General features: G+C 42.9%; 19 protein-coding genes. 14 read left to right on the plus strand and 5 right to left on the minus strand.

What is annotated here, in order from left to right; all coding sequences use genetic code 11:
• Positions 1-210 precede the first annotated feature (210 nt).
• Positions 211-663, minus strand: coding sequence for a threonine/serine exporter family protein (locus tag HQR03_RS01255; protein WP_025652627.1), 453 nt, complete (start codon positions 661-663; stop codon positions 211-213).
• Position 664: 1 nt separating this feature from the next.
• On the minus strand, positions 665-1,480 hold the full coding sequence (locus HQR03_RS01260; protein WP_173238897.1) for a threonine/serine exporter family protein: 816 nt from the start codon (positions 1,478-1,480) through the stop codon (positions 665-667).
• 163 nt (positions 1,481-1,643) lie between these two features.
• Here HQR03_RS01260 and HQR03_RS01265 point away from each other — a divergent pair, with 163 nt between their 5' ends.
• The 3 genes from HQR03_RS01265 (at position 1,644) to HQR03_RS01275 (ending at position 3,979) form a co-directional block, all read left to right on the plus strand.
• Complete coding sequence (locus tag HQR03_RS01265) at positions 1,644-1,925, plus strand: DUF503 domain-containing protein (protein ID WP_173238862.1); 282 nt, start codon at positions 1,644-1,646, stop codon at positions 1,923-1,925.
• A gap of 335 nt (positions 1,926-2,260) precedes the next feature.
• Positions 2,261-3,118 (plus strand): M48 family metallopeptidase, encoded by an 858-nt coding sequence (locus HQR03_RS01270; protein WP_173238863.1) that lies wholly within the window; start codon positions 2,261-2,263, stop codon positions 3,116-3,118.
• 477 nt (positions 3,119-3,595) lie between these two features.
• Positions 3,596-3,979, plus strand: coding sequence for a hypothetical protein (locus HQR03_RS01275; protein ID WP_173238864.1), 384 nt, complete (start codon positions 3,596-3,598; stop codon positions 3,977-3,979).
• Positions 3,980-4,145: 166 nt separating this feature from the next.
• Here the strand turns inward: HQR03_RS01275 and HQR03_RS01280 are convergent, their stop codons facing one another.
• The 3 genes from HQR03_RS01280 to uvrA form a co-directional block, all read right to left on the minus strand.
• The gene (locus HQR03_RS01280; protein WP_173238865.1) at positions 4,146-5,060 is read right to left on the minus strand and encodes a DUF2971 domain-containing protein; all 915 of its coding nucleotides are present in this window, start codon (positions 5,058-5,060) and stop codon (positions 4,146-4,148) included.
• 97 nt (positions 5,061-5,157) lie between these two features.
• Entirely contained in the window at positions 5,158-5,442 is a 285-nt protein-coding gene (locus HQR03_RS01285; RefSeq protein WP_173238866.1) for a hypothetical protein, read from the minus strand.
• Positions 5,443-5,667: 225 nt separating this feature from the next.
• Positions 5,668-8,574, minus strand: coding sequence for an excinuclease ABC subunit UvrA (uvrA, locus tag HQR03_RS01290; RefSeq protein ID WP_173238867.1), 2,907 nt, complete (start codon positions 8,572-8,574; stop codon positions 5,668-5,670).
• An 805-nt stretch (positions 8,575-9,379) separates the two neighbouring features.
• Here uvrA and HQR03_RS01295 point away from each other — a divergent pair.
• From HQR03_RS01295 to HQR03_RS01345, 11 genes are all read left to right on the plus strand, one after another.
• The gene (locus HQR03_RS01295; RefSeq protein WP_101212457.1) at positions 9,380-10,744 is read left to right on the plus strand and encodes an MFS transporter; all 1,365 of its coding nucleotides are present in this window, start codon (positions 9,380-9,382) and stop codon (positions 10,742-10,744) included.
• Positions 10,745-10,894: 150 nt separating this feature from the next.
• Positions 10,895-11,527, plus strand: a complete 633-nt coding sequence (locus HQR03_RS01300; RefSeq protein WP_240990833.1) for a DUF3833 domain-containing protein — start codon at positions 10,895-10,897, stop codon at positions 11,525-11,527.
• Between the two features lie 241 nt (positions 11,528-11,768).
• Positions 11,769-12,404: a single-stranded DNA-binding protein gene (ssb, locus tag HQR03_RS01305; RefSeq protein ID WP_025652640.1), complete on the plus strand. Its 636-nt coding sequence runs from the start codon at positions 11,769-11,771 to the stop codon at positions 12,402-12,404.
• A 582-nt stretch (positions 12,405-12,986) separates the two neighbouring features.
• Complete coding sequence (locus tag HQR03_RS01310; RefSeq protein ID WP_173238868.1) at positions 12,987-13,676, plus strand: hypothetical protein; 690 nt, start codon at positions 12,987-12,989, stop codon at positions 13,674-13,676.
• Between the two features lie 75 nt (positions 13,677-13,751).
• Positions 13,752-14,270 carry a BLUF domain-containing protein gene (locus tag HQR03_RS01315; protein ID WP_173238869.1) on the plus strand — a complete coding sequence of 173 codons (519 nt, stop codon included), beginning with the start codon at positions 13,752-13,754 and terminating at the stop codon, positions 14,268-14,270.
• Between the two features lie 66 nt (positions 14,271-14,336).
• Positions 14,337-14,774, plus strand: a complete 438-nt coding sequence (locus HQR03_RS01320; RefSeq protein WP_025650790.1) for a BLUF domain-containing protein — start codon at positions 14,337-14,339, stop codon at positions 14,772-14,774.
• 559 nt (positions 14,775-15,333) lie between these two features.
• Entirely contained in the window at positions 15,334-15,657 is a 324-nt protein-coding gene (locus tag HQR03_RS01325) for an H-NS histone family protein (RefSeq protein ID WP_025650789.1), read from the plus strand.
• Positions 15,658-15,982: 325 nt separating this feature from the next.
• Complete coding sequence (gspN, locus tag HQR03_RS01330; RefSeq protein WP_173238870.1) at positions 15,983-16,798, plus strand: type II secretion system protein N; 816 nt, start codon at positions 15,983-15,985, stop codon at positions 16,796-16,798.
• Complete coding sequence (locus HQR03_RS01335; protein WP_025650787.1) at positions 16,799-17,695, plus strand: type II secretion system protein N; 897 nt, start codon at positions 16,799-16,801, stop codon at positions 17,693-17,695.
• A gap of 155 nt (positions 17,696-17,850) precedes the next feature.
• Entirely contained in the window at positions 17,851-20,121 is a 2,271-nt protein-coding gene (gspD, locus tag HQR03_RS01340) for a type II secretion system secretin GspD (protein WP_173238871.1), read from the plus strand.
• A 426-nt stretch (positions 20,122-20,547) separates the two neighbouring features.
• On the plus strand, positions 20,548-21,588 hold the full coding sequence (locus tag HQR03_RS01345; protein WP_173238872.1) for a TatD family hydrolase: 1,041 nt from the start codon (positions 20,548-20,550) through the stop codon (positions 21,586-21,588).
• Positions 21,589-21,642: the final 54 nt, after the last annotated feature.

Genomic DNA, 21,642 nt, shown 5'->3' on the forward strand with positions numbered 1-21,642 from the left:
TTTATTTAGTACGTATTGATGCGTATTGGTACAATTTTGCAGTCTATTATTTTTTAATTCTGTTATTTTTAACTCTATTGTAATGGGTATGATAATGAATCTTACAAGGTTTTGCTTATGAAGATGTGCCAGCTAGCACCACGCTATAAAAATATTTAGGCAAAAATAGCCTAACACATAATAATCTCATCTAAACCTATTTAAACCCACTTAAACTATGGCACGACGTCTATAAAATAACAGCCCAGGAATGGATAAGCCTAGCACCAATCCTGAGGTAACAAACAAAGCCTCAAACAAATACACCATCATTTGGCTAAATAATTCGTCGGAAAAGCCAAAATAGCCAATCTGTACCATACTGACCATCGCCTTATAAGCAGCGATACCGGGCATCATACAGATGACGCTTGGAGAGATTAACGCTTTGGGCGGTAAGGTATATTTTTTAGAAAAGTACACACCTAAAAAGCTGGCAAGCATCGCCCCAAAAAAGCTGGCTACCACGAGATGTATGTGCTGATAGACCAGCGCTGTTTTTAGCCCGAACCCAAAGGCGGTCATCAGCAAACAAGGTGGAATATAGCGTTTGGGTACGCTGAACATGAGTGTCCAACCAAGGGTAATAATACACGACAGGGCAACGGTTTCAATGAACCACATGTCAAAATCCCCAGTGCTGTATTTGTAGTAAAACCAGCGCCATCACAATGCCAACGCACGCTGACAAGGTTAGCATATAAGTAAAAACGGCACGTCCAATGCCGATATTGACATAGCCCTTTAAGATGTCTGAGAAAGAATTGATTAAAGGAAAGCTTGGAACTAGTAAGAGCACGCTAGAGGCAACGGCAATATCTGCATTATTACCAATATCAAAATAGTAAGTCGTCGCCCCAATCAAAGAGGCGATAAAAGCCGTCACGATGACGGTGATAAAAGGATTGAAATGCTGCTTGGCCAAATAAATGCGAGTGAACATCGCGACCATACCAGCGACAAAGGTCACCGCGGTAATCGACCAACTACCGCCATTAAGATTAGCAAACGCGGCACAAGATGCACCAACAAATATGCCCACCAGCCATGTTGGATAAACCGTTTTATCTAATTCATCAAACGCAAGGGTGGTGCGGTCAGTCAGCTCAGACTTCAGTTTATGGTTATCTAGCTTTTCGCTATTTGTATTGGCTTCGGTTTTATTGATAATTTGCTGGATTTGTACCAATAAATTGACATTGATGCTCTGATTAATCGTGTCTCGAGTGGTGGTGATACAGCGTTCATTACAGATGGTCGTCAAGGTGATGGCATTAAAATTCAGCGAACATTCTACGCTACTCATCCCCAAAGCGAATCCCAAACGTTTAGACAAGTCAACCACCACAGCGGACTCGGCACCATATTGCATAAGGAGTAATCCGCAGCGCACGCATAATCGAGTAATGCGCTGTTGCTGTACGTAGCTGATAGAAGTCATTGGGCGAGTACGCATATTGGCTATTATGATTTTTATGAATGGTATTAGTATAAACAGTGTGAGTCGTTATGAGGTATCGATACGGCAAGGTAACGATAGCATAACTTGCCGTGCTTATTTGCTACTATTATAAAGCGTAAACCACTGTCGCAAGGAGAATAAAATGCATATCGTCATTCTAACTTTGACCTTTTCTCTACCCGGTTGTAGCTCATTAAAAGAAAAACGCCAACGCATGGGCGGATTGCATGCACGATTTGGTAATACGCCAAGCGTCGCGGTATGTGAAAGCGGCGAGCGTGATCGGCATGATGCCAGCGAATGGACGTTTGTAATTGTCGGGCTGTCTAAACGTGAAGTCGAGTCACAATGCAGCCAAATAGAGGAGAAGATAGAGCGGACCGTAGATGCGCGGGTGATGAATGTTGAGAGAGAGTTTGTTTAGATTGGCTTTATTGCAGAATACTCTCTGAGTAGAGATTCTATTTAAAATGATAAAGTTGTATGTTTCAAAGGTAGGTCGGTAAAGCTTAAGACAACGAACAAACAATAGACTACAAATTTAATAGACTTTTGTTTTATACCATGATAATCTCCCACTCGGTAATTTAGACACATTACTTACACCTCATTTACATTTTAGTCACATTATTAATTATATATTGCTTTCAGTGCGCGCATTAAATCACATGAATTTCGATAGTGGGATTTTAAGTTCATCAACGCATTACCTTTATTTTAGCCAATCACCTTAATTATATTTCTCAACTAGGACGTCTAATGACAACTTTTAATAAAGTAAAAAATGCTCTATTGCTTACGACGATTACTACTTTAGTAGGCTGTACTACGATAGCTGATATGTCAGGGTACGATACCAATAGCATGAATGCCGATGCGGCTAAAAATTACTCTCAAGTGGTTTCTAGCGCTAATAGTCAAGGCGCAGTAGATAATACGTCTACCACCGCCATCCGAGTGAAAAGAGTCTTTAATCGTATGAAGCCCTACGCCGTTCGCGCTAATACGACAGGCGTCCCTTTTGATTGGCAGATCACTGTTCTACGTTCACCTGAATTAAATGCTTGGGCAATGCCTGGTGGTAAAATGGCTTTTTACACCGGTATTGTAGAGAAGTTACAGTTAACGGATGCAGAGATCGCTGCGATCATGGGACATGAAATGACCCATGCGTTAGCTGAGCACAGTAAAAAAGATGCTGGGCAAAAAATTCTGACAGGCTTAGCGCTGCAGTTAGGTGGTGCCGAACTACAGGCAAAAACAGGTTTGAGTGATGATGCGTTGGGTTTGATTAGTGACTACGGACTTGATAAGCCGTTTTCTCGTAGTCAAGAATCACAAGCCGATGCGGGTGGTCTACGCTTGATGGCGCAGGCAGGCTACAATCCAGAAGCTGCCGTTGCAGTATGGCAAAAAATGGAAGCCGCCAATGGTCGTAGCAACACCATAGCTACTTTGATGTCTACGCATCCAAACTCTGGGCAGCGTATTGCTAAAATTCAGGCACTCTTACCTGAGGTTACACCAGTTTATCAAGCGGCTGCTAAAGCACCTACTAACGCAACTAGTGGTGCAACTACTGGCGCAGCAGTTACTAGAACCATTAAACGCAAATAACTCAGTAAATACTCTCAAAAGTAAATGTTATCAAAAAAGGTAAGTCAATCGACTTACCTTTTTTTTGCGAAGAAATATCGAAAAGTGGTTGGTTTGGACTTTATGCGACGTCTGGATATTGGGTGTCGAGTAGGTTAGCGGCGAGGTACGAGATTCAACAGCTAAATATTGGAGCCAATCCCGCTTTCCGCTTATATCTTGGTCGCCCACTAGAGCGGTGACTAATAGCCAGTAGCGTTCCTGTTGTCTCGATACCGCTCCTAGCTAAGTCACCTCAATCTAGTGGTCAACCAAGGATAACCGCTACAATCGAGGCTAAACCGCTCTTAAAATTAATCATCGCCAAAAACTGTAGATTATAAACTTATTGATAGATACAATTACATTGAATGCAGTTAAAATGTATTTATGCTACACCAGCTTTATAGGAATAGTCTTAGTCTTACTGATTTTAATTGAAAATGAAAGGGAGTGTTTATGTCAGAGTTTAATAGTTTAGAGAATGCAGCTTCTTCACTAGGTGACGGTGGTTTAGGCCCAGATGAGGACTATGAAACAGTTAGAGAGTTTGTAGATGCATTAGTAGATACAGGAAATACAGATAAAGTATTCGCTTATCACGATGATCATCTTAGTCTTAAAGATAGTTTGTCTGAAGATGTTTTAAATATGGCTATTGATGAGGCTGACGAAATGCTTGAAAATGCAGAGCCTGAGCAGTCAGAATTAGAGGATCAACTTAAACGTATTCTTGACGAGGCCAATACCATAATTCCTCTTTCAAAAAAAGAGTTATCTGAAGACGACCTAGATGATATTAAAGAAGATTTAGAGTCTAGAGGGATAGATCCTGATGACTAATACAATAGTTTAAGTAGAGTTTGTGATACTCGACATATAAGTGATTCAAAATTAGCGATAATTAACTTAATTTATGCTGGGTTCAAAGTATAAAACCCAACATAGTAATTTTGCGTAATGTAGAATTATTGGGTTTTATTAATTAGCTTAATCTACGGGTTGTAGATTATCTCAGTGGGTCTTTACTTAACTCAGATTGCTTGATTGGAACAGTGACTTCGTACTTTTTAACAATCTCCTTTACTATATTAAAAAACCAACTCGGGGCTGATGGAGAGACATAAATTTCATTTATTAACTTATTCAAATCACATTTTGCATTAAAGCTCAATTTTGGTTCAACGTTTTCAATATCTTCCTCAGAGCGCCCCATGCTTACTCGACCATGAAAAACATTTTCATTGCGATTAGAATCAAATCCAACTGTTTGCATTGGCATATATTTATGAGTAACATCTGTGTCCCAAAATACTAACCTGTATTCTCGTTCATAATCATAACTTACTCGTTTGTATAGTATTGAGTTAAACCCATTATCTATATCAATAGTAAAATCATGACTATCGTAGTTGGCGTACTTTACGACACCACCAAAAATATCATTATTCAGGTCTGAAAAAGCATCGATGAAATTAGATTCAGATGAAACAATAGCAATACCTTCATCTTTTCTAGAATACATATCCCACATTGCTAAAGATTCAACTTCATTCAAATGCCAGCAGTTAATGAAATACGATCTTCTATGAGCAAAAGCTTGTTTGATTCTTAACTCTTGAACTTCTTTATGGTTTTCTAAACAAGCTTGTAAGTTGCCAGTTTCATGATAAATAGTGTTCATTTTTAATTTGCTAAGAACAGACAGTGGAAGGTCATTAACTGAATTCCATTTTCGATGCATAAAGTTAGCAGATGGTAAAAGCCCTTCAAATGTATCATCTCTAGCCATAAGTTCTAGGTTATACATAAATAGATAATTTTGTTGAATAAGTGAGAGAAATTTCGGTAAACTCATATATCGCCAGAGCTTTGACTTTTCATTAGGAGCAGGAGTAAAAGCTGGGTGACGTTTAAAAGCCATTTGAAATCCTTAGAAATAGAATTATAAAATGTGTTATAAACTCAAATTGGTGGATTAGAGTTATTATTATTTTATGTGCAAAAAAATGCAAATAATTCTACTCTTTACTATATTCAATATTATAATCGTCAGCTTTGCTTATAATTTGTTGTTTAAGATTATTTTTAATATCACTAACCATATTCATAATTGTAGCATTAGAAGAGTATTTAAGAACCTTATTATCTACCATTCTCTCCATTTCTCTAATAGCGTTTTCAACACTGTCTGAGTCTTTAGAATTAAGTTTAAAGGTTCCTAATTCTGAATCGAACTCATTCATAAATTTTTGTAAATCGACCAGTTCATCTTGTAATTTATCTAAACCTTGTATTTCGAGCATAAACTGTTCTCTCTTAGTAAAGTAAAATTAATTAAGAAATCATATTACAGTAAAACAATTGTTAGGAAAAGTATCAGAATCAGATATACGACAATACATGTCGTATGTAATTACTTTTAACTTTACAAACTACTTTGAATGAATTGCTATTAATAAAACTCTACCCAACAAAAAAAGGCCACTCCCTAAAGAGTAGCCTTTTCATCAATAACTCACTAACCTGTATCAACTCACATCTTTCAGTCCTTGCTCAAGCATCGGTTTTAAGAATTCACCCGTATATGAACCTTTCACTTCTGCCACTTCTTCAGGCGTGCCTTCCGCAATGATCATACCGCCACCTTTACCACCTTCAGGGCCAAGGTCAATCACCCAATCCGCGGTTTTAATGACGTCAAGATTATGCTCGATGACGACGATGGTATTGCCTTTATCGCGTAAGGTATGCAGGATATGCAGCAACTTATCGATATCATGGAAATGCAAACCAGTGGTTGGCTCATCCAAGATATACAGCGTCTGTCCGGTATCACGCTTGGCAAGCTCACGTGCTAGTTTAACACGTTGGGCTTCACCACCTGATAGCGTTGGCGCAGATTGACCCAAACGGATATAGCCAAGACCGACATCCATCAACGCTTGCAGACGACGATAAATCGCGGGAATGGCGGAGAAGAACTCAGTCGCATCTTCGACGGTCATATCGAGCACGTCGGCGATGCTTTTGCCTTTATAATGAATCTCTAACGTCTCGCGGTTATAGCGTTTGCCTTCACAGGTATCACACGGCACATACATGTCAGGCAAAAAGTGCATCTCGACTTTGATAAGACCATCACCTTGACACATCTCACAGCGTCCGCCTTTGACGTTAAAGCTAAAGCGACCCGCTTTATAACCACGAGCGCGGGCTTCCTGCGTTTGGGCAAACATTTCACGAACTGGGGTAAAGACACCGGTATACGTCGCTGGGTTTGAGCGCGGCGTACGACCAATCGGACTTTGGTCGATATCGACCATTTTGTCCAAATGCTCAAGACCAGTGATGCTGTCATGCTTATCAGCGATGAGTGTTGACGCATTATTTAACTGGGTGGCCGCAAGTGGCATTAAGGTACGGTTAATCAAAGTTGATTTACCAGAACCCGAGACGCCAGTGATACAAGTCATAATTCCGATTGGCAGGGTCAAATCAACGTCGTGTAAGTTGTTGCCGGATGCGCCTTTTAGCTCAATAGTCATAGGGACTTTTTTCGGCTTAGCTTTCCCTTTAACTTCCATATCAATCGTTTTGGCTTTATGACGAATGCTTGGAATCTCAATTTTTTTCTTACCAGACATATATTGTCCAGTTAGTGATTCTTTATTGGCCATGATGTCATCGACCGTACCTTGAGCGATGATATGACCGCCATGTACGCCCGCGCCGACACCGATATCGATGACGTGATCCGCTTGGCGAATGGCATCTTCATCATGCTCAACGACCAACACCGTATTGCCCAAATCACGCAAGCGCGTTAGAGTTTTTAATAAGCGATCATTATCGCGCTGATGCAGACCGATTGATGGTTCATCAAGGACATACATCACGCCCATCAGACCCGCGCCAATTTGGCTGGCAAGACGAATACGTTGCGCTTCACCGCCTGATAAGGTTTCGGCAGAGCGGGCGAGTGATAGATAATCAAGACCGACACTGACAAGGAAGTTTAAGCGCTCGTTAATCTCTTTAAAGATTTTTTCCGCGACTTCGCCTTTATGACCGCCAATCTTTAGCGTTTTATAATAGTCAGCAGCATCACCGATAGACAGCTTAACGATTTGGGCGATGGTTTGATCATCAACGCGGACATTGCGTGATATCTCATTTAGTCGAGCACCATCACAGACGTTACAAGTGGTATCAGCTAAATATTTAGCCAGCTCGTCACGCACAAGATTGCTCTGCGTTTTGGCATAACGACGCTCTAGATAAGGTAGCACGCCTTCAAATGGTACGGTTTTATTGGTTTTACGACCGCGCTCATCAGTAAAGTTAAAGGTTAGCTTCTCTTTACCTGAGCCTTGCATAATCAGATCTTGCTGCTCTTTTGAAAGCGTTTGCCAAGGCGCGTCCATATCGATTTTGAAATGCTTGCAGACGGTAGAGAGCAGACCGAAGTAATAAGCATGACGCTTATCCCAACCGTTTATCGCACCTTGGTTCAGCGTTTTATCATGATGGGTAATAAGTTTTTCGGCAGAAAAGTATTGACGCTTACCAAGGCCATCACAGCTTGGGCAGGCACCATACGGATTGTTAAAGCTAAACATGCGTGGTTCAAGCTCGGATACCGCACGATCGCAGACGGGGCAGGAGTGCTTAGCTGACATCACTTGATTGTCGCTGCCATCTTCCTTTGGATTACCATCCATAAAGTGTAGGGTCACTAGCCCTTGACCAAGGCGTAACGCAGTCTCAAGACTCTCCGCCACACGGTTGCCCAAGTCATCACGGACTTTAAAGCGATCGACTACGACCTCGATAGTATGCTTTTTCTTTTTATCAAGCGTCGGTAGCTCGTCGGTATCGTAAACATCGCCATCGACGCGTACGCGCACAAAGCCTTGCCCAATCAATTGCTCAAGCAAAACCGTATGCTCACCTTTACGCTCACGAATGACGGGTGCCAAAATCATAATCTTCGTTTCATCTGGCAATGCCATAACTTGATCGACCATTTCAGTGACCGACTGCGCGACCATTGGCTCGCCATGCTCAGGGCAAAACGGCGTACCAATACGCGCATAAAGCAGACGCAGATAGTCATAAATCTCGGTAATCGTCCCGACCGTTGAGCGCGGGTTATGGTTGGTTGATTTTTGCTCAATAGCAATCGCTGGCGATAAGCCCTCGATACTATCGACATCTGGTTTTTCCATTTGCGAGAGGAACTGACGTGCATAAGCGGAAAGACTTTCAACATAACGGCGTTGCCCTTCAGCATAAAGCGTATCAAACGCCAATGAAGATTTACCAGAACCTGATAAACCGGTAATTACTACAAATTTATCGCGTGGAATGTCTAAATCGATATTTTTTAGATTGTGCGTACGTGCGCCGCGTATTGCAATATGGTCATGTGCCATCGGTGATAGGTTTCCTATTTGCTAAAATGGTATTCGAAATGAGTATATATAATGTTAAGAAAGACTGGTTATGTCACTGGCTAGATCATGGTTTTAAATGGGTTGTTGCTTTTGTACAATGAGCGTTTCTACAGAAATTCTGATTTTTATTAATATCTGATTTTTATCGGTCAATGTTGGTTGTTATTGCAATTTATTATTAGTAAACCTTGAAGGGTGCTTTCAAACCGTTGCTAGTCATTCAACTGGTATTTAACAGCTAGTGGTATTTAACAGCTAAATGGATGAATTACAAGTAATAGACTAGCCTGATAATAGTGAATTTATTGGCCAAATGACATGTTTCGATTGTCGTTGTTTTATATAAATAGTGGTCGCTATACAATGATTCTGTCAGGCGAGAATGTCAGCGACGTTTTACTTTATTGTCATGATAGGCGCATTATTCAAGGTGCGATGACGCATCAGATGCACTTGGTAACAAAATTGTCGAGTAAAATGAATGAAGTGATCTCATATAAGCAGCATAGCGAGGCAAGCCGCATAAACCTCTAACTAAAAAGACATGGACAAAAACTGGTAGGAAGGTAAAAGTCTCGGCAACCAAACGGTGAATGTTTTATACTGTGGGGCTTGCATTATAGGTTGGGCGAAGCAGTGCGTACTTTTTTAAGGGACATTTGCCATAGAGTAAATGGCTCTTGATATCTTTTGAGACGCACACTTGACCTATAAGGAGAGTGGCGCTATCTATTATAATAATGGCTAGCGCCCAGTTGTGACGTGATAAACCAGTGAGGCAAGTATGAATAGCGTAGAAAAACGGGCAATCCTCGGGGTCGGTGGCATTTTTGCCTTGCGCATGATTGGTCTGTTTATGATTGTGCCCGTCTTTTCTGTGTATGGTGATAATTATGCGCATGCGACGCCATTCTTGATCGGTTTGGCGGTCGGTATTTATGGGCTAGGGCAAGCTATCTTTCAGATACCGATGAGCCTTGCTGCGGATAAGTTTCCGCGTAAGCCAATTATCTTTTTGGGTCTGGTGCTATTTGCGCTCGGTGGTATCATTGCGGCAAATGCCACGGATATTTACGAAGTCATTATCGGGCGGGCGCTGGCAGGTAGTGGCGCGGTCTCTGCGGTATTGATGGCATTACTCGCTGATGTGACGCGAGAAGAGATGCGTACCAAAGCGATGGCGACGATGGGCTTGACCATTGCGACCTCTATCATGTTGGCTTTTGCTTTCGGCCCTCTATTGGTCGGCTCGCTTGGTATTTCCGGGCTGTTTTGGCTCACGGCAGGCTTTGCGGTGCTAGCGATGCTGCTGCTTTTCTTTGTACCGACACCGCTACGGGTGCTTAAGCATAATCTTGATAATAAATCGATTGGGCAGCAATTAGCGACAGTGCTAAAGATTGGCGATTTAAACCGTTTGCATATCGGTATTTTTGCCCTGCATTTAACGATGACCGCCATCTTTGTTATCTTGCCACATCAGCTGAGTGAGGTGATGGGTCTATCGGTACGCCAGCAGGGTTTGGTCTATTTGCCATTGCTATTTATTGGCTTTGCCGTTGCGATTCCATTCATTATCATCGCTGAAAAGAAACGCAAAATGCGTCAAGTATTCTTGGCGGCGATTGGCTTGATGACCGCAGCCCTCGCGATACTGGCATTAGGCAGTCAGGTCGGCATCGGTATCATTTTAGGATTGTTGCTTTATTTTATGGGCTTTAACTTGCTCGAGGCAACGATTCCGTCGTGGATATCGAAGCGTGCGCCAGTGGCTAATAAAGCAACCGCGATGGGACTCAATTCTTCTAGCCAGTTCTTTGGCGCTTTCGTCGGTGGGGCGATGGGTGGTCTATTATTGAGCCAGCCTAATCTGTTAGCATGGGGTATCCTTGCAGCAGTGATGGCAGTGGCGTTGATACTTATTATTCCCATCGCTGATCCGCCGTATTTATCAAGTACCACGGTGACTATTCCCAAGAATATTAATATCCAAGATTGGTCACGGCAAATGTTGGCAGTAGATGGCGTGGATGAACTGGTCGTCATGGCAAAAGAGCAAGTGGCGTATTTAAAACTAGATAAAACCCAGCTCACAGATTTGTCGAGACAAGAGCTGTCACATTTGGCACAAAGCCCGCTCGATATTTAACAGATCGCTTGTCGTTAGCCTCAAAACTTAATAGATCGCTGTTGTTTTGATACGCATTCTTTAAATACATATTGTTTAAATGAAAACGGCTTAAATCATCAGGGTGTTTGCCTAAAGTCGAATTCTGATCTCTGTTTAAGAGGAATTAATATGAGCAAATTTAATACGCTATCTAGTCAGGTGGTCGGCATCAATGCGAAGACCGCCACGCCGTCAGCCATTGTTCATCGCTCGATGGCTAAGATTGCGATTGGTATGGGTCTAGCTGTCACGCTATTGACGACAGGCTGCGCCACTCAAAATATTCAGGCGTATCAAAACACCACACCAACGCTCGATATGCATGAGTTTTTCTCCGGTCAAATCGATGGCTGGGGCATGTTTCAGGGTCGTAATGGCGAGGTCAAAAAACGCTTTTATGTCGATATTGATGCCACTCACGAAGGCGAAAATGTTATTGTTTTGGATGAGAAGTTTTCATGGGCAGATGGCACAAAGTCGCAGCGCATATGGCGATTGACCAAGCAAGCTGATGGTAGCTGGAGAGGCACGGCAGGCGATGTCATCGGTGCAGCAAAAGGTGAGGTCGCGGGTAATACACTGCATTGGCAGTATCTGTTAGAGTTGCCCGTCGACGACAAAACTTATAAAGTGAATTTCGATGATTGGATGTATTTAGTCAATAAAGACGTCATGCTCAATCGCTCGGTCATGAAAAAATTTGGTGTGGAGCTGGGTAGTGTCACTCTTAGTATGCATCGCAACAACAATGATTCTAGATAGTTAAATAACGGTTCGCAAAGGGGGGTATTGACCGAGAAGAATATTTTATTGCTATAAGTCAGCCAGATTTTAGCTTATAAATTATTCACGACAGGTGTTGTCGTATCTTGCCCACAGACTGCTAGATATTTTAAAAGAAAATAGTTAAAGTAAAACCATATTACTGATAGAATTAATTGTTTATATGAAAAACTCGATTAAAGCTCGTAATTAAATTATTCATAAGTAAAAGGACGGAACTATGCGCGGAGTTAATAAAGTTATCATCATTGGTAACCTTGGAGCAGACCCTGAGGCACGTCAATTTAGTAATGGCGGTAGCGTGACCAATATTTCGGTTGCGACATCAGAACAATGGACAGACAAGCAAAGTGGTGAAAAGAAAGAGGCCACCGAATGGCATCGTATTTCACTCTTTAATCGTTTAGGCGAAATCGCTGCGCAGTATCTACGTAAAGGCAGCAAAGTCTATATCGAAGGCAGCTTGCGTACGCGTAAATATCAAGATCCCAATGGTCAAGATCGTTATATTACTGAGATTCGTGCTGAGCAAATGCAAATGCTAGATGGTGCCACGGGTGGTCAAGACAATGGCGGCTTCAGTAATAATAACCAAGGTGGTCAAAATCAAGGCGGCTATGGCAACCAAGGCGGTCAGAATAATTTTGGTCAGCAAGCAAACAACCAGTCAGCACAGCAAGGTGGTTACAACCAAGCGGGCGCGGCAGCTTCGCAAGGCGGTAATCAGAATAGTTTTAATAACAACCAAAATACGCCTGCTCAGTCGAATCAGTTCAATAATCCAGCGCAAACACCTGCTCAATCAAAACCGACAGCAATGCCAGATGGCCCAGTTGATGATGATATCCCATTTTGAGGATGATAAGAGATACCTAAGACTTATTAGTCAGTAATATATTTTAAAACCTCGCTATTAGCGGGGTTTTTTTATGGGAAAAATAAAATAATAAAAAAAATGGCACAAGCCATTGTTTAAGTTATTTAATGATGGCTTTGTCGCTATTGTGATCGTTATATAGAGACAGAATATGAATGTTAAATACCGCAGAAATATAAAGACCTAATTTTTGTTTGCAAGATATATTCTTTTTATTTCTTATAATTGCAACATCAGCAACGCATAAAAATAGAGTTGTACACTATTATTCTGATGAATTTTTATATGAAATTTATTCAAATGACCATTTATATCTTATATCAACCGTTCGTTCTATTGAATTTCACTAATGCTAACGCTTTATTAAATGTGTTGATATAATCAAAAACATAAATAATCCAGTAAAGATTAATATTTAGATACTTTAAAAAAATAAATAGTTTGTAAGAAATATTCAAAAGCTCAAGGTAGGGCAGATTTATAGCCCAAAGTATCAAGTCTTATTTAGGTGGCACTGTATTATTATCGTGTTTGCTTAAGTATCAGCGTTAGGTTTATCAGATGAATAGTAGTGATGTGTTTCGAAAAAGTGATTTGGGTCGAGAAGAAATTAAGACGCAAAGTTTGGGCGTGTTGCCGCGAGAAGCGAGAACATTGCTGATCATGATTGATGGCAAAAAAACCTATCAACATTATTTAGATTCGCTTGATAACAGTAAGATGTTCGCTGAGTTTGGTGGGATAGCACCGTTGTTTGAGCTGCTGCAAGAATTCCAATGTATCGAGCTGATAGTAGGGGATAACGCCAGCGCTTCTAGCCAATCTTATGCGCCGCCTCAATCCGCTGAGCTACAAGTAGCGGCATCGCCACCTACGATGCCGTCTATAGCACCGCCCCCAACGCTGGCTAATGAAGACAACAAAGCATTGCAGCCTGAACCAATGCCATCGCAGAGTGATAATGCCGCTGAGTTTGACGCGACCTTTAATGATAAGTCAGACAAAACCGTACCGTTTGCTAGCTACTTTAAGCGCAAAGCCGCTGATGTGGATTTTGAGACCTTAAAGTCGGAACTAGCGACTTATATCGAAAAAAATGCACCGCCTGAGGATGCGTGGGGTTACCTGCTAAATCTGGAACAGTGTACCGATGCCTCGCAATTATTGGCTCTCACACAAAAGATTCAGCGCTCTACCAGTGGCAGCCTATCACGCGGTGTGGGCGAGTTTGCCAAAAAAATTAAATCTTAAATTTACCCCCTTTATCGCAGCGCTGCATTTGGCTGTCGCCTGTAAAAAAGTACCAATAACTTATCGGAGTGCCTTATGGAAGTCGCTGAGCTGTCAGAAAAAAACACGTTAAACATGTTGCATGGTGAGCATATTATCTTGCGTTTGACTTATATTAGTCGTTATAACAACGACAACCCTAATGGGGAAGTCACGCGTATCCTAGCGCAGGCGCAGCAGAATAATGAGCGTAATGGCATTACGGGCGCATTGGTCTTCAATCACAATTACTTTCTTCAAAGCATTGAAGGGGCAAGACCTGTCATCAACGAGCTACTACGCAAGCTTGTAAAAGACGAGCGACATGCTGCCTTACAGATTATCGAATGCCGCGAAGTCGAGCAGCGTCGCTGGAATAAATGGTCAATGAAATATCTTATACCAAGTGATGAGAATAAAGGGCTGGCGCTTAAGTTTTCGACGGGCACTCAATTTAATCCCTACCTTATGAGTACCAACCAAATCATGATGTTGATTGATACCTTGTCAGAGCTCCAAGAGCAAGAAGAAATAGACGCTTCTGCTAAAAAGAAATCATGGTTTGCTATTGGCTAATTGACGTTTATAAAAGCGCTAATATAAAAGTGCTACGTCCCCATTACACCGCCTAAGAGAACAGATATGACCTCACCAAATTCAGATGCACACATCTTAATGAGCATGACCTACGCCAGCCGTGCAAACCCAGACGTATCGGCGAAAGACTTTAATGAGATTTTGCAGCAAGCTCAAGCGAATAACGCTGCCAATGGCATCACGGGGATGCTGACATTTAATAAAGACTATTTTTTACAAACGGTCGAAGGGCCGAGAGCGCAGATCAATCGTTTATTATATGGTCTTATTGCTGATCAGCGTCATCACGATTTACAGGTCATTGAAACACGCGAGCTGAAGCATCGAGAATGGGCTAAGTGGTCAATGAACTATGCCTCTCCAACCGAAGCCAATGCCGCAATTTATCTAAAATACTCTACGACGATTGATTTCAATCCGTACTTATTAAGTGCCGAATCCGCTCGTGATTTGATGAGTGAGCTTAGCGCAGGACGCACCTAGGCAGTTTTGGTATTTTCTCGTTAACATCAAAATAATGAGCAGTATGAAATGATAAACATTCAAGGGTTAATTTTATATATAGTCATTCCACTATAAAAGTATTACTGCGTTAACCTCGTTTGAAGTATTAAATATACATCTACACTCGGTTGCCTTGTACTACTTTTAAACTGAATCAACTATAGCCTCCAAGAGGTTTTTATTTATTAGTGTTGTCAGGGTACTGTTTACGAGATTTTTCTTTAGCAGGTTTTGGCACACAATAGGATTATTGTCGATCTTCTGTCTAATGCTATAGAAGATACATCATTGACTTAAGTTTGTTATTAATTATTTCTTATTATAGAGACGATTAATTTACTATTGTTATAACTACTGTTTTTGTTTATATTGTCTGTACTCATTAATGCCACGGCTAATACTGTTTTAATAAGTAAGAAACGGAATTGACTATTAAGTTTCGTATCATTACTTATTTATGAACTAGCAATCTTTAGTGCTTAGTAGATAAAATTATATTTATTAATTTTATATCCCTTATCTTAAAGTTGAGTTTATTATGAATAAGAATACCACCATTGATTTAGACAGCTTAAACGTAGATGAGCTACGTGCCATCACCGAAAATGCCCAGCAGCTGATTGCCAAAAAGCAACATCAGCGTTTATATGATGCTTATATGCAGTTTGAAAAAATCGCTGAAGAGAGTAATAGTACTATCGAAGAGATTTTAAAAGCTGGTGAGACGTTAGAGAAAAAACGTAGCATCAAATATCGCAACACCGATAATAATGAAGAGACTTGGACGGGCCGTGGTCGTAAGCCGACGTGGTTGGTTGACGCGCTAGCAGCAGGTCGTAAGCTTGAAGATTTTGCTATTTAGCCATTTTAAGACCACTAAATGTATCCATGTGCTAATTGATGACACGCATTAGGTGCAAGAAAGGCAAGTAACAGTGCTACCAGTAGACTGAACGAGCCTGATGACATACCTGATTTGTAGTGGATTTAACTATATAGCAATATGTCTTCTACGCTGTTTTTATGACGTCGTTATAGCGATTGAGCTAACAGCACATCAGTAGACAGAAGCCAGTATCTTTGTTGCCAGTAATTTGGTAAAAAGATACTGGCTTTTTTTCTGTCATCTGTATGCTATTGTTTGTTATGATAATGACGTTTTTATCTTATATAAGAGTTATGTAACCGTGGCCCAAGTCTCTGCGTCGTCTCATAAGCGTCCCCGTAAGTTGTGGTGGCTATTTGGGTTTATATTATTTGCGCTATTTGCATTATTGCAAATGCCTGCGTCGTGGCTACTTGAAAAATATGCACCCAATAGCCCTTATGTGCAGCACGTGTCGGGCAACTTATGGCAAGGCTCAGCGATTTGGCAATTGCCGTTGTCAGCAACGCCGTTGACTGGTGCGGCGAATTGGTCGTGGCAGCCTTGGCAACTATTCTTGGGTAAGTTGAGTGCGGACGTCGATATCACGACAGAGCAGACCAGATTGAACGGTCAAATAAAACTGGGTACCAGCTCATGGCAGATTGATGATATGAGCGGTAAGATTGCAGCGGAAACCTTGACCAGTGTGGTCGATTGGCAGCTGCCCAAGACGCCGATTCAAGTCAATGCGGTGTCTCTAAAACGCCAGACTGGCTCGGATAATGACTCCAATAAAAAGTCCTATGGTTTCAGTGAGGCGGATGGTCAGTTGACGTGGGTCGGTGGTGAAGTGGGCTATCTTAGTGGCGGTAAGGTTTTTTATATCACCATGCCAGCAATGCGTGCCGAGCTGAGTACGGAACAAAAAAATGATAAAAACCTGCTGCACGTTAATTTGTTGAACAATCAAGATAAGCGTTTAGGGGATCTGTATGTCGATGGCGATAATATGCTAGACGTCAGCTTGACCCAGCGTTTGTTGGAGAATATGCCTGAGTATAAAGGACAAGCTCCGCAAGATACCCCTGTCGTCAGTGTGCGCCAGCCCTTGTTAGCTGGTTTGGGGACGCGCTAAATGTCTACTGTTACCGCTAATTTAAAACCTATTATTAATATTCTGAATCGCTGCGCTGGTTGGCTGTTATTATTGGCGATTGCTTGGCTGTGCTGGACGGCGGCACGGCTATTGTGGTTGTTGCTAGCTGCGCCTTTGGCACCAGCATTGCCGCTTGCTCCTTTACAAAGCGCGAATATATCCGGCGATGATTACAGTGGTTTGTTTGCTATTTTTGCCGATCCCGCTCCTATCGCGGCGGCGGTACAGCCACCCCCTAATATTGGCTTGAAAGGGGTTCTGCTCGCGATACCAGAGAGCATGTCGTCAGCCCTGTTAGATGTCAATGGTGAGGTCAAAAACTATCGCATTGGTGACAGTCTAAAGGACAGTGACTATACTCTGATCGCCGTCGATTGGAATGCCGTCATCATTGCTGATGCCAGTGATCAGCAAACCGTCATTAGAATGGTAGAGTCCATGCCACTCGACCAAAGCGATATGCTAGCAGGCGCCGTCAGCAATCAGCGTTTGCCAAACACTAATGCCTTGCCGAGCGCCTCAATCTCAGCACCAGATAATACTGAATCCACAGCAGAGACGACTCCTGAGAGTAGCCCGCAATCCGCTATTGATGAAGCCATCACGGCACTACAAGAAAACCCAGCCAGTTATCTGAGCAGGATGGGCGTTATGGCCTCAGGCGAAAACTATCAGGTGACAGCGGCGATGCCCTCAAAACTACGCAACCGCCTAGGACTGGAGCCGGGTGATCAGGTGCTGACGGTCAATGGTCAAAGTGTGGGTAATAACCCGAGCCAAGATGCTGGTATCCTACAACAAGTCCAGCAAGCGGGCGAAGCACAAATAGAGGTAAAGCGCGGCGATCAAGTGATTACGATTCGCCAGCAATTTTAGACAAATGATTTTAAGTAAACCGTTCGTCATTAAAACGGCTTTAAGTAATTAATAACTATCTGGTTGGGGCTATGCTAGCAACGCACCAGCCGACAATACTCAGTCATACTAAATTCAGTACATACTAAGCGACATCACTGTAGGTAATTATCAATATGGTAAGTTCTCATAAATTTTCAGTTACGCTTTTGCACTATACCTTACAGCGCTTGATGCGCCTATGTCGTCCTCTTTGCTTAGCCGTGCCGCTATGGGCAGCCAGTACAGGTCTCGTTAATGCTGAGAGCTGGAAAGTCAACTTACAAGATGCCGATATCAAAGCCTTTATTAATGAAGTGGCGACCATCACCGATCAAAACTTTGTGCTTGATCCACGTATCAATGGCAATGTGACGGTCATCTCCAATAAAGCCTTATCCCGTGATGAGATTTATCAGCTGTTTTTGAGCGTGATGCAAGTCAATGGTATCGCTGCGATTGATTCTGGAACGACGGTTAAGCTGGTACCGGATAATGTCGCCAAGCAGTCTGGAGTCGCCGTCGATTTACGTGGTGATAGCGTCGGTGAGGCGCTAGCAACGCGCGTCATCTATTTAACCAATACTCAAGCGGCAGAGGTGCTGGGAGTCATACGACCGCTCATGCCGCAGTCGGCCCATGCTGCTGCTGTGCCGGGTGTTAATGCCTTGGTATTGTCGGATCGCGCGGATAGCTTAAACCAATTAACCGCGCTCATCCGCGATTTGGACAGCAACGTTAATGACAGCTTGCAAGTCATACCGCTACGTCATGTCGATGCCGAGCGTATGATGGAGTTGATCAGTGCTTTGGTGGCGAGTGCCGGTAGTGGGCAAGCACAAGGCGGCAATAATCAGCTCAAAGTCATTGCTGATACGTCCAGTGATCGGCTGCTGGTCAAAGGCAGTCCTGAGATGATTGCCAAGGTCCAAGAAATGGTCAATCAGCTGGATACCACGCCTACCAGACGTCTGAGTGGTTTGCGCGTTTTTCGATTGAAGTATGCCAGCGCTGGTCATATTGCCGATATGCTGCGTGGCTTACTGGCCAATCAATCCATCAATAGCGCTGGCGCGACCTCGACGTTAGAGTCGGCATCTTTGAATGATGCAAGTAGCACCGGCTCATCATTAAATAATAGCGCCAATGATATTCTTGGCAACAGCAGCATTGGTAATAATGCAGCAGCCTCTACCTCGAGTGCTAGCACTGGTGGCACGAGTAAAGGTGGTACTGGGGTTGGTGGTCGACCTTTCAGTATCATCGCTGACGAAACCCAAAATGCGGTCATCGTGAATGCAGCGCCCGAGCTGATGTTTGAGATAGAAGATGCCGTCAATCAGCTAGACAGTCGCCGCGCGCAGGTGCTCATTCAAGCTGCTATCGTCGAAGTATCGGGCGATGATGCCACCCAACTGGGGGTGCAGTGGGCACTCGGTAACGCCAACAGCGGCTACGGGGTTGTCAACTTTAATAACGTTGGTGCTAGTGCAGCGTCGCTTGCGGCAGCTGCTTTGTCAGGGGGCGGTGCTGCTAGTATTAGCGCGGCTGCAGGCTCAATTGCTGGTGCGTTGATTGGAATTGGCGATAGCAGTAAGGACAGTCAAGGCAATACCCAGTTTTATGGCGCTATCTTGCAAGCGCTTGATTCGTCTACCAGTGCTAATCTGCTGTCTATGCCATCGATTTTGACACTAGACAATGAAAAAGCCAGTATTTTAGTCGGTCAAAACGTGCCCTTTGTTACCGGCTCTTACACCACCAGTGGCAACTCCTCAACCAATCCATTTCAGACTATCGACCGCCAAGATATTGGTATTAATCTGAACGTCATTCCACACATTGGTGACAATGGCACGGTGCGTTTAGAGGTGTCGCAGGAAGTGTCTTCAGTCGTGCCCGGTAGCACGGGAAATGCCAGTGGTTTGATTACCAATAAGAGCCTTATTAATACCACTATTTTAGCAGACGACCAACAGACCATCGCTCTGGGCGGTTTGATGCGGGATAACACCACCACACGTCAACAAAAAGTGCCGGGCTTGGGCAATGTGCCGGTTATCGGTCGCCTGTTTCGCTCGGACAATGACAACACGCAAAAAAGCAACTTAATCATCTTCTTACAGCCGACTATTCTACGCGATGGCGGTGCAGTGGCGAGTGTGACCGAGCGTAAATATAACCAAATGCGCGTCTTACAGCTGGTCATCGACAAGAATGGAACGATTAAGCAATTGCCATTGAGTGGTACGGAAGGCTGGAATGGGGATGTCAGTGCAGATTACGAGCTGATGCCACTGAATCCGCTCGTACCTAAGCGCGATCAAACGCCAAAAGCTACCTCGCAAGGATTTACTAAAGTAGAGAGTCCTAACAGCGGTATCACGACTTATCCTCTCAAGCGTTAAACGCTAACTCACGCATATTATCCTTTGGTACGGTGTCATCAAAAACATGACACCGTACATTAGCTTGCGTATTCATAACACAGATAAACACAGCCACTACGATATCCCAGTATACTAGGGGACTTAAATATACCGTAGTAAAAAATATTCAAAGGCAATTTAGCAAATATACAAGCAACAGAGGGGCGGACATAATGGCACAGCGTATAAACAAAAAAAGATGGCTTATGTTGGGCGCTGTTGCTACTGCTTTATTATTGATACCGCGACGTAGTAGTCAACGAGCAGACAGTAGCCTACAGAACGACACTAAGAATAAGACGAATAACAATTCAAATGCTAAAGATTAACTGCTCTCACTATTTATTTTATAATAAATATTTTCGTTAAAAAATCACTAATAATAATAAAATTTGGAATTTGTTAATGACTGCTCTTGATTCATCGTATATCGCTCCTCATTGTTCGTCTGCTGCTTTGCCACTGATTGACACGCATACACATTTTGACGCGCCAGTATTTGATAGCGATAGAGCGGTACAAGTAAAAAAAGCCTGTGAGCAAGGCGTGCGCCACCTTATGCTGGTGGGTTATTTATATGAGCATTTTGAACGTCTGTATGATATTAAACGCCTGATTAACGAGCAAGTTCAGGTCAATGAGAACAGTCAGGCAATTGCGACGCCAGCAGTTGCAACGGAGGCTGGCAATCAAAACCACTCGTCTCCTGAGGCTCATATCGCTCTAGGTCTACACCCTTTTTATATCACGCAGCATACAGAAGCTCATCTACAGAGTATGGCAAAGATGCTGACTGAGCAGTGCCCATTGGCAATCGGTGAGATTGGTTTGGATACTTTTACCGACGAGATGAAGCAACCGCATATGCTGGCCAAACAAGAGCAGTTTTTTAAGGCGCAACTGGATATGGCAGTGGCGCATCAGCTACCCGTCATGCTGCATATTCGTAAAGCCCATGCTGAAGCCTTAGCGATATTAAAAGCGCACGATTATGATGCGCACAAGTTGGGCGGTGTCGCTCACAGTTTTAGTGGTGGTGAGCAAGAGGCAAAGGCCTTTGTAAAACTCGGCTTTAAGCTCGGGGTCACTGGACAAGTCACCAATCCGAATGCCAAAAAACTGCGTCGGGCGATTCAAGCAGCAGTTGATACTTATGGTCTTGAATGTTTGGTGATTGAGACGGATTGTCCGGATATGACTCCCATCATGTGCCAGCACTCAGATAGCAATCCGTCAACCAATAATCAGTCAGCGCTTGGACAAAGTCCTGATAATGAATGGGGTGATGCGCCCGATCATAATAGGAATGTTCCTGCCAATTTGCCATGGGTGCTGCTCAGTCTCAGTGAGTTACTTGATGTGCCACCAGCTCTTCTTGCTGAGCAACTATGGCAAAATAGTTGCGATGCCTTGCGCACGCAATGGCTGTATCCTAGGCAGTCATAAAAGCTACTGTTGTTCAAAGTAAAATGATATCGCCAAAAGTAAAATAGTACAGAA

This window comes from Psychrobacter okhotskensis (assembly GCF_013248965.1).
GTDB classification, from domain to species: Bacteria; Pseudomonadota; Gammaproteobacteria; order Pseudomonadales; family Moraxellaceae; genus Psychrobacter; species Psychrobacter okhotskensis.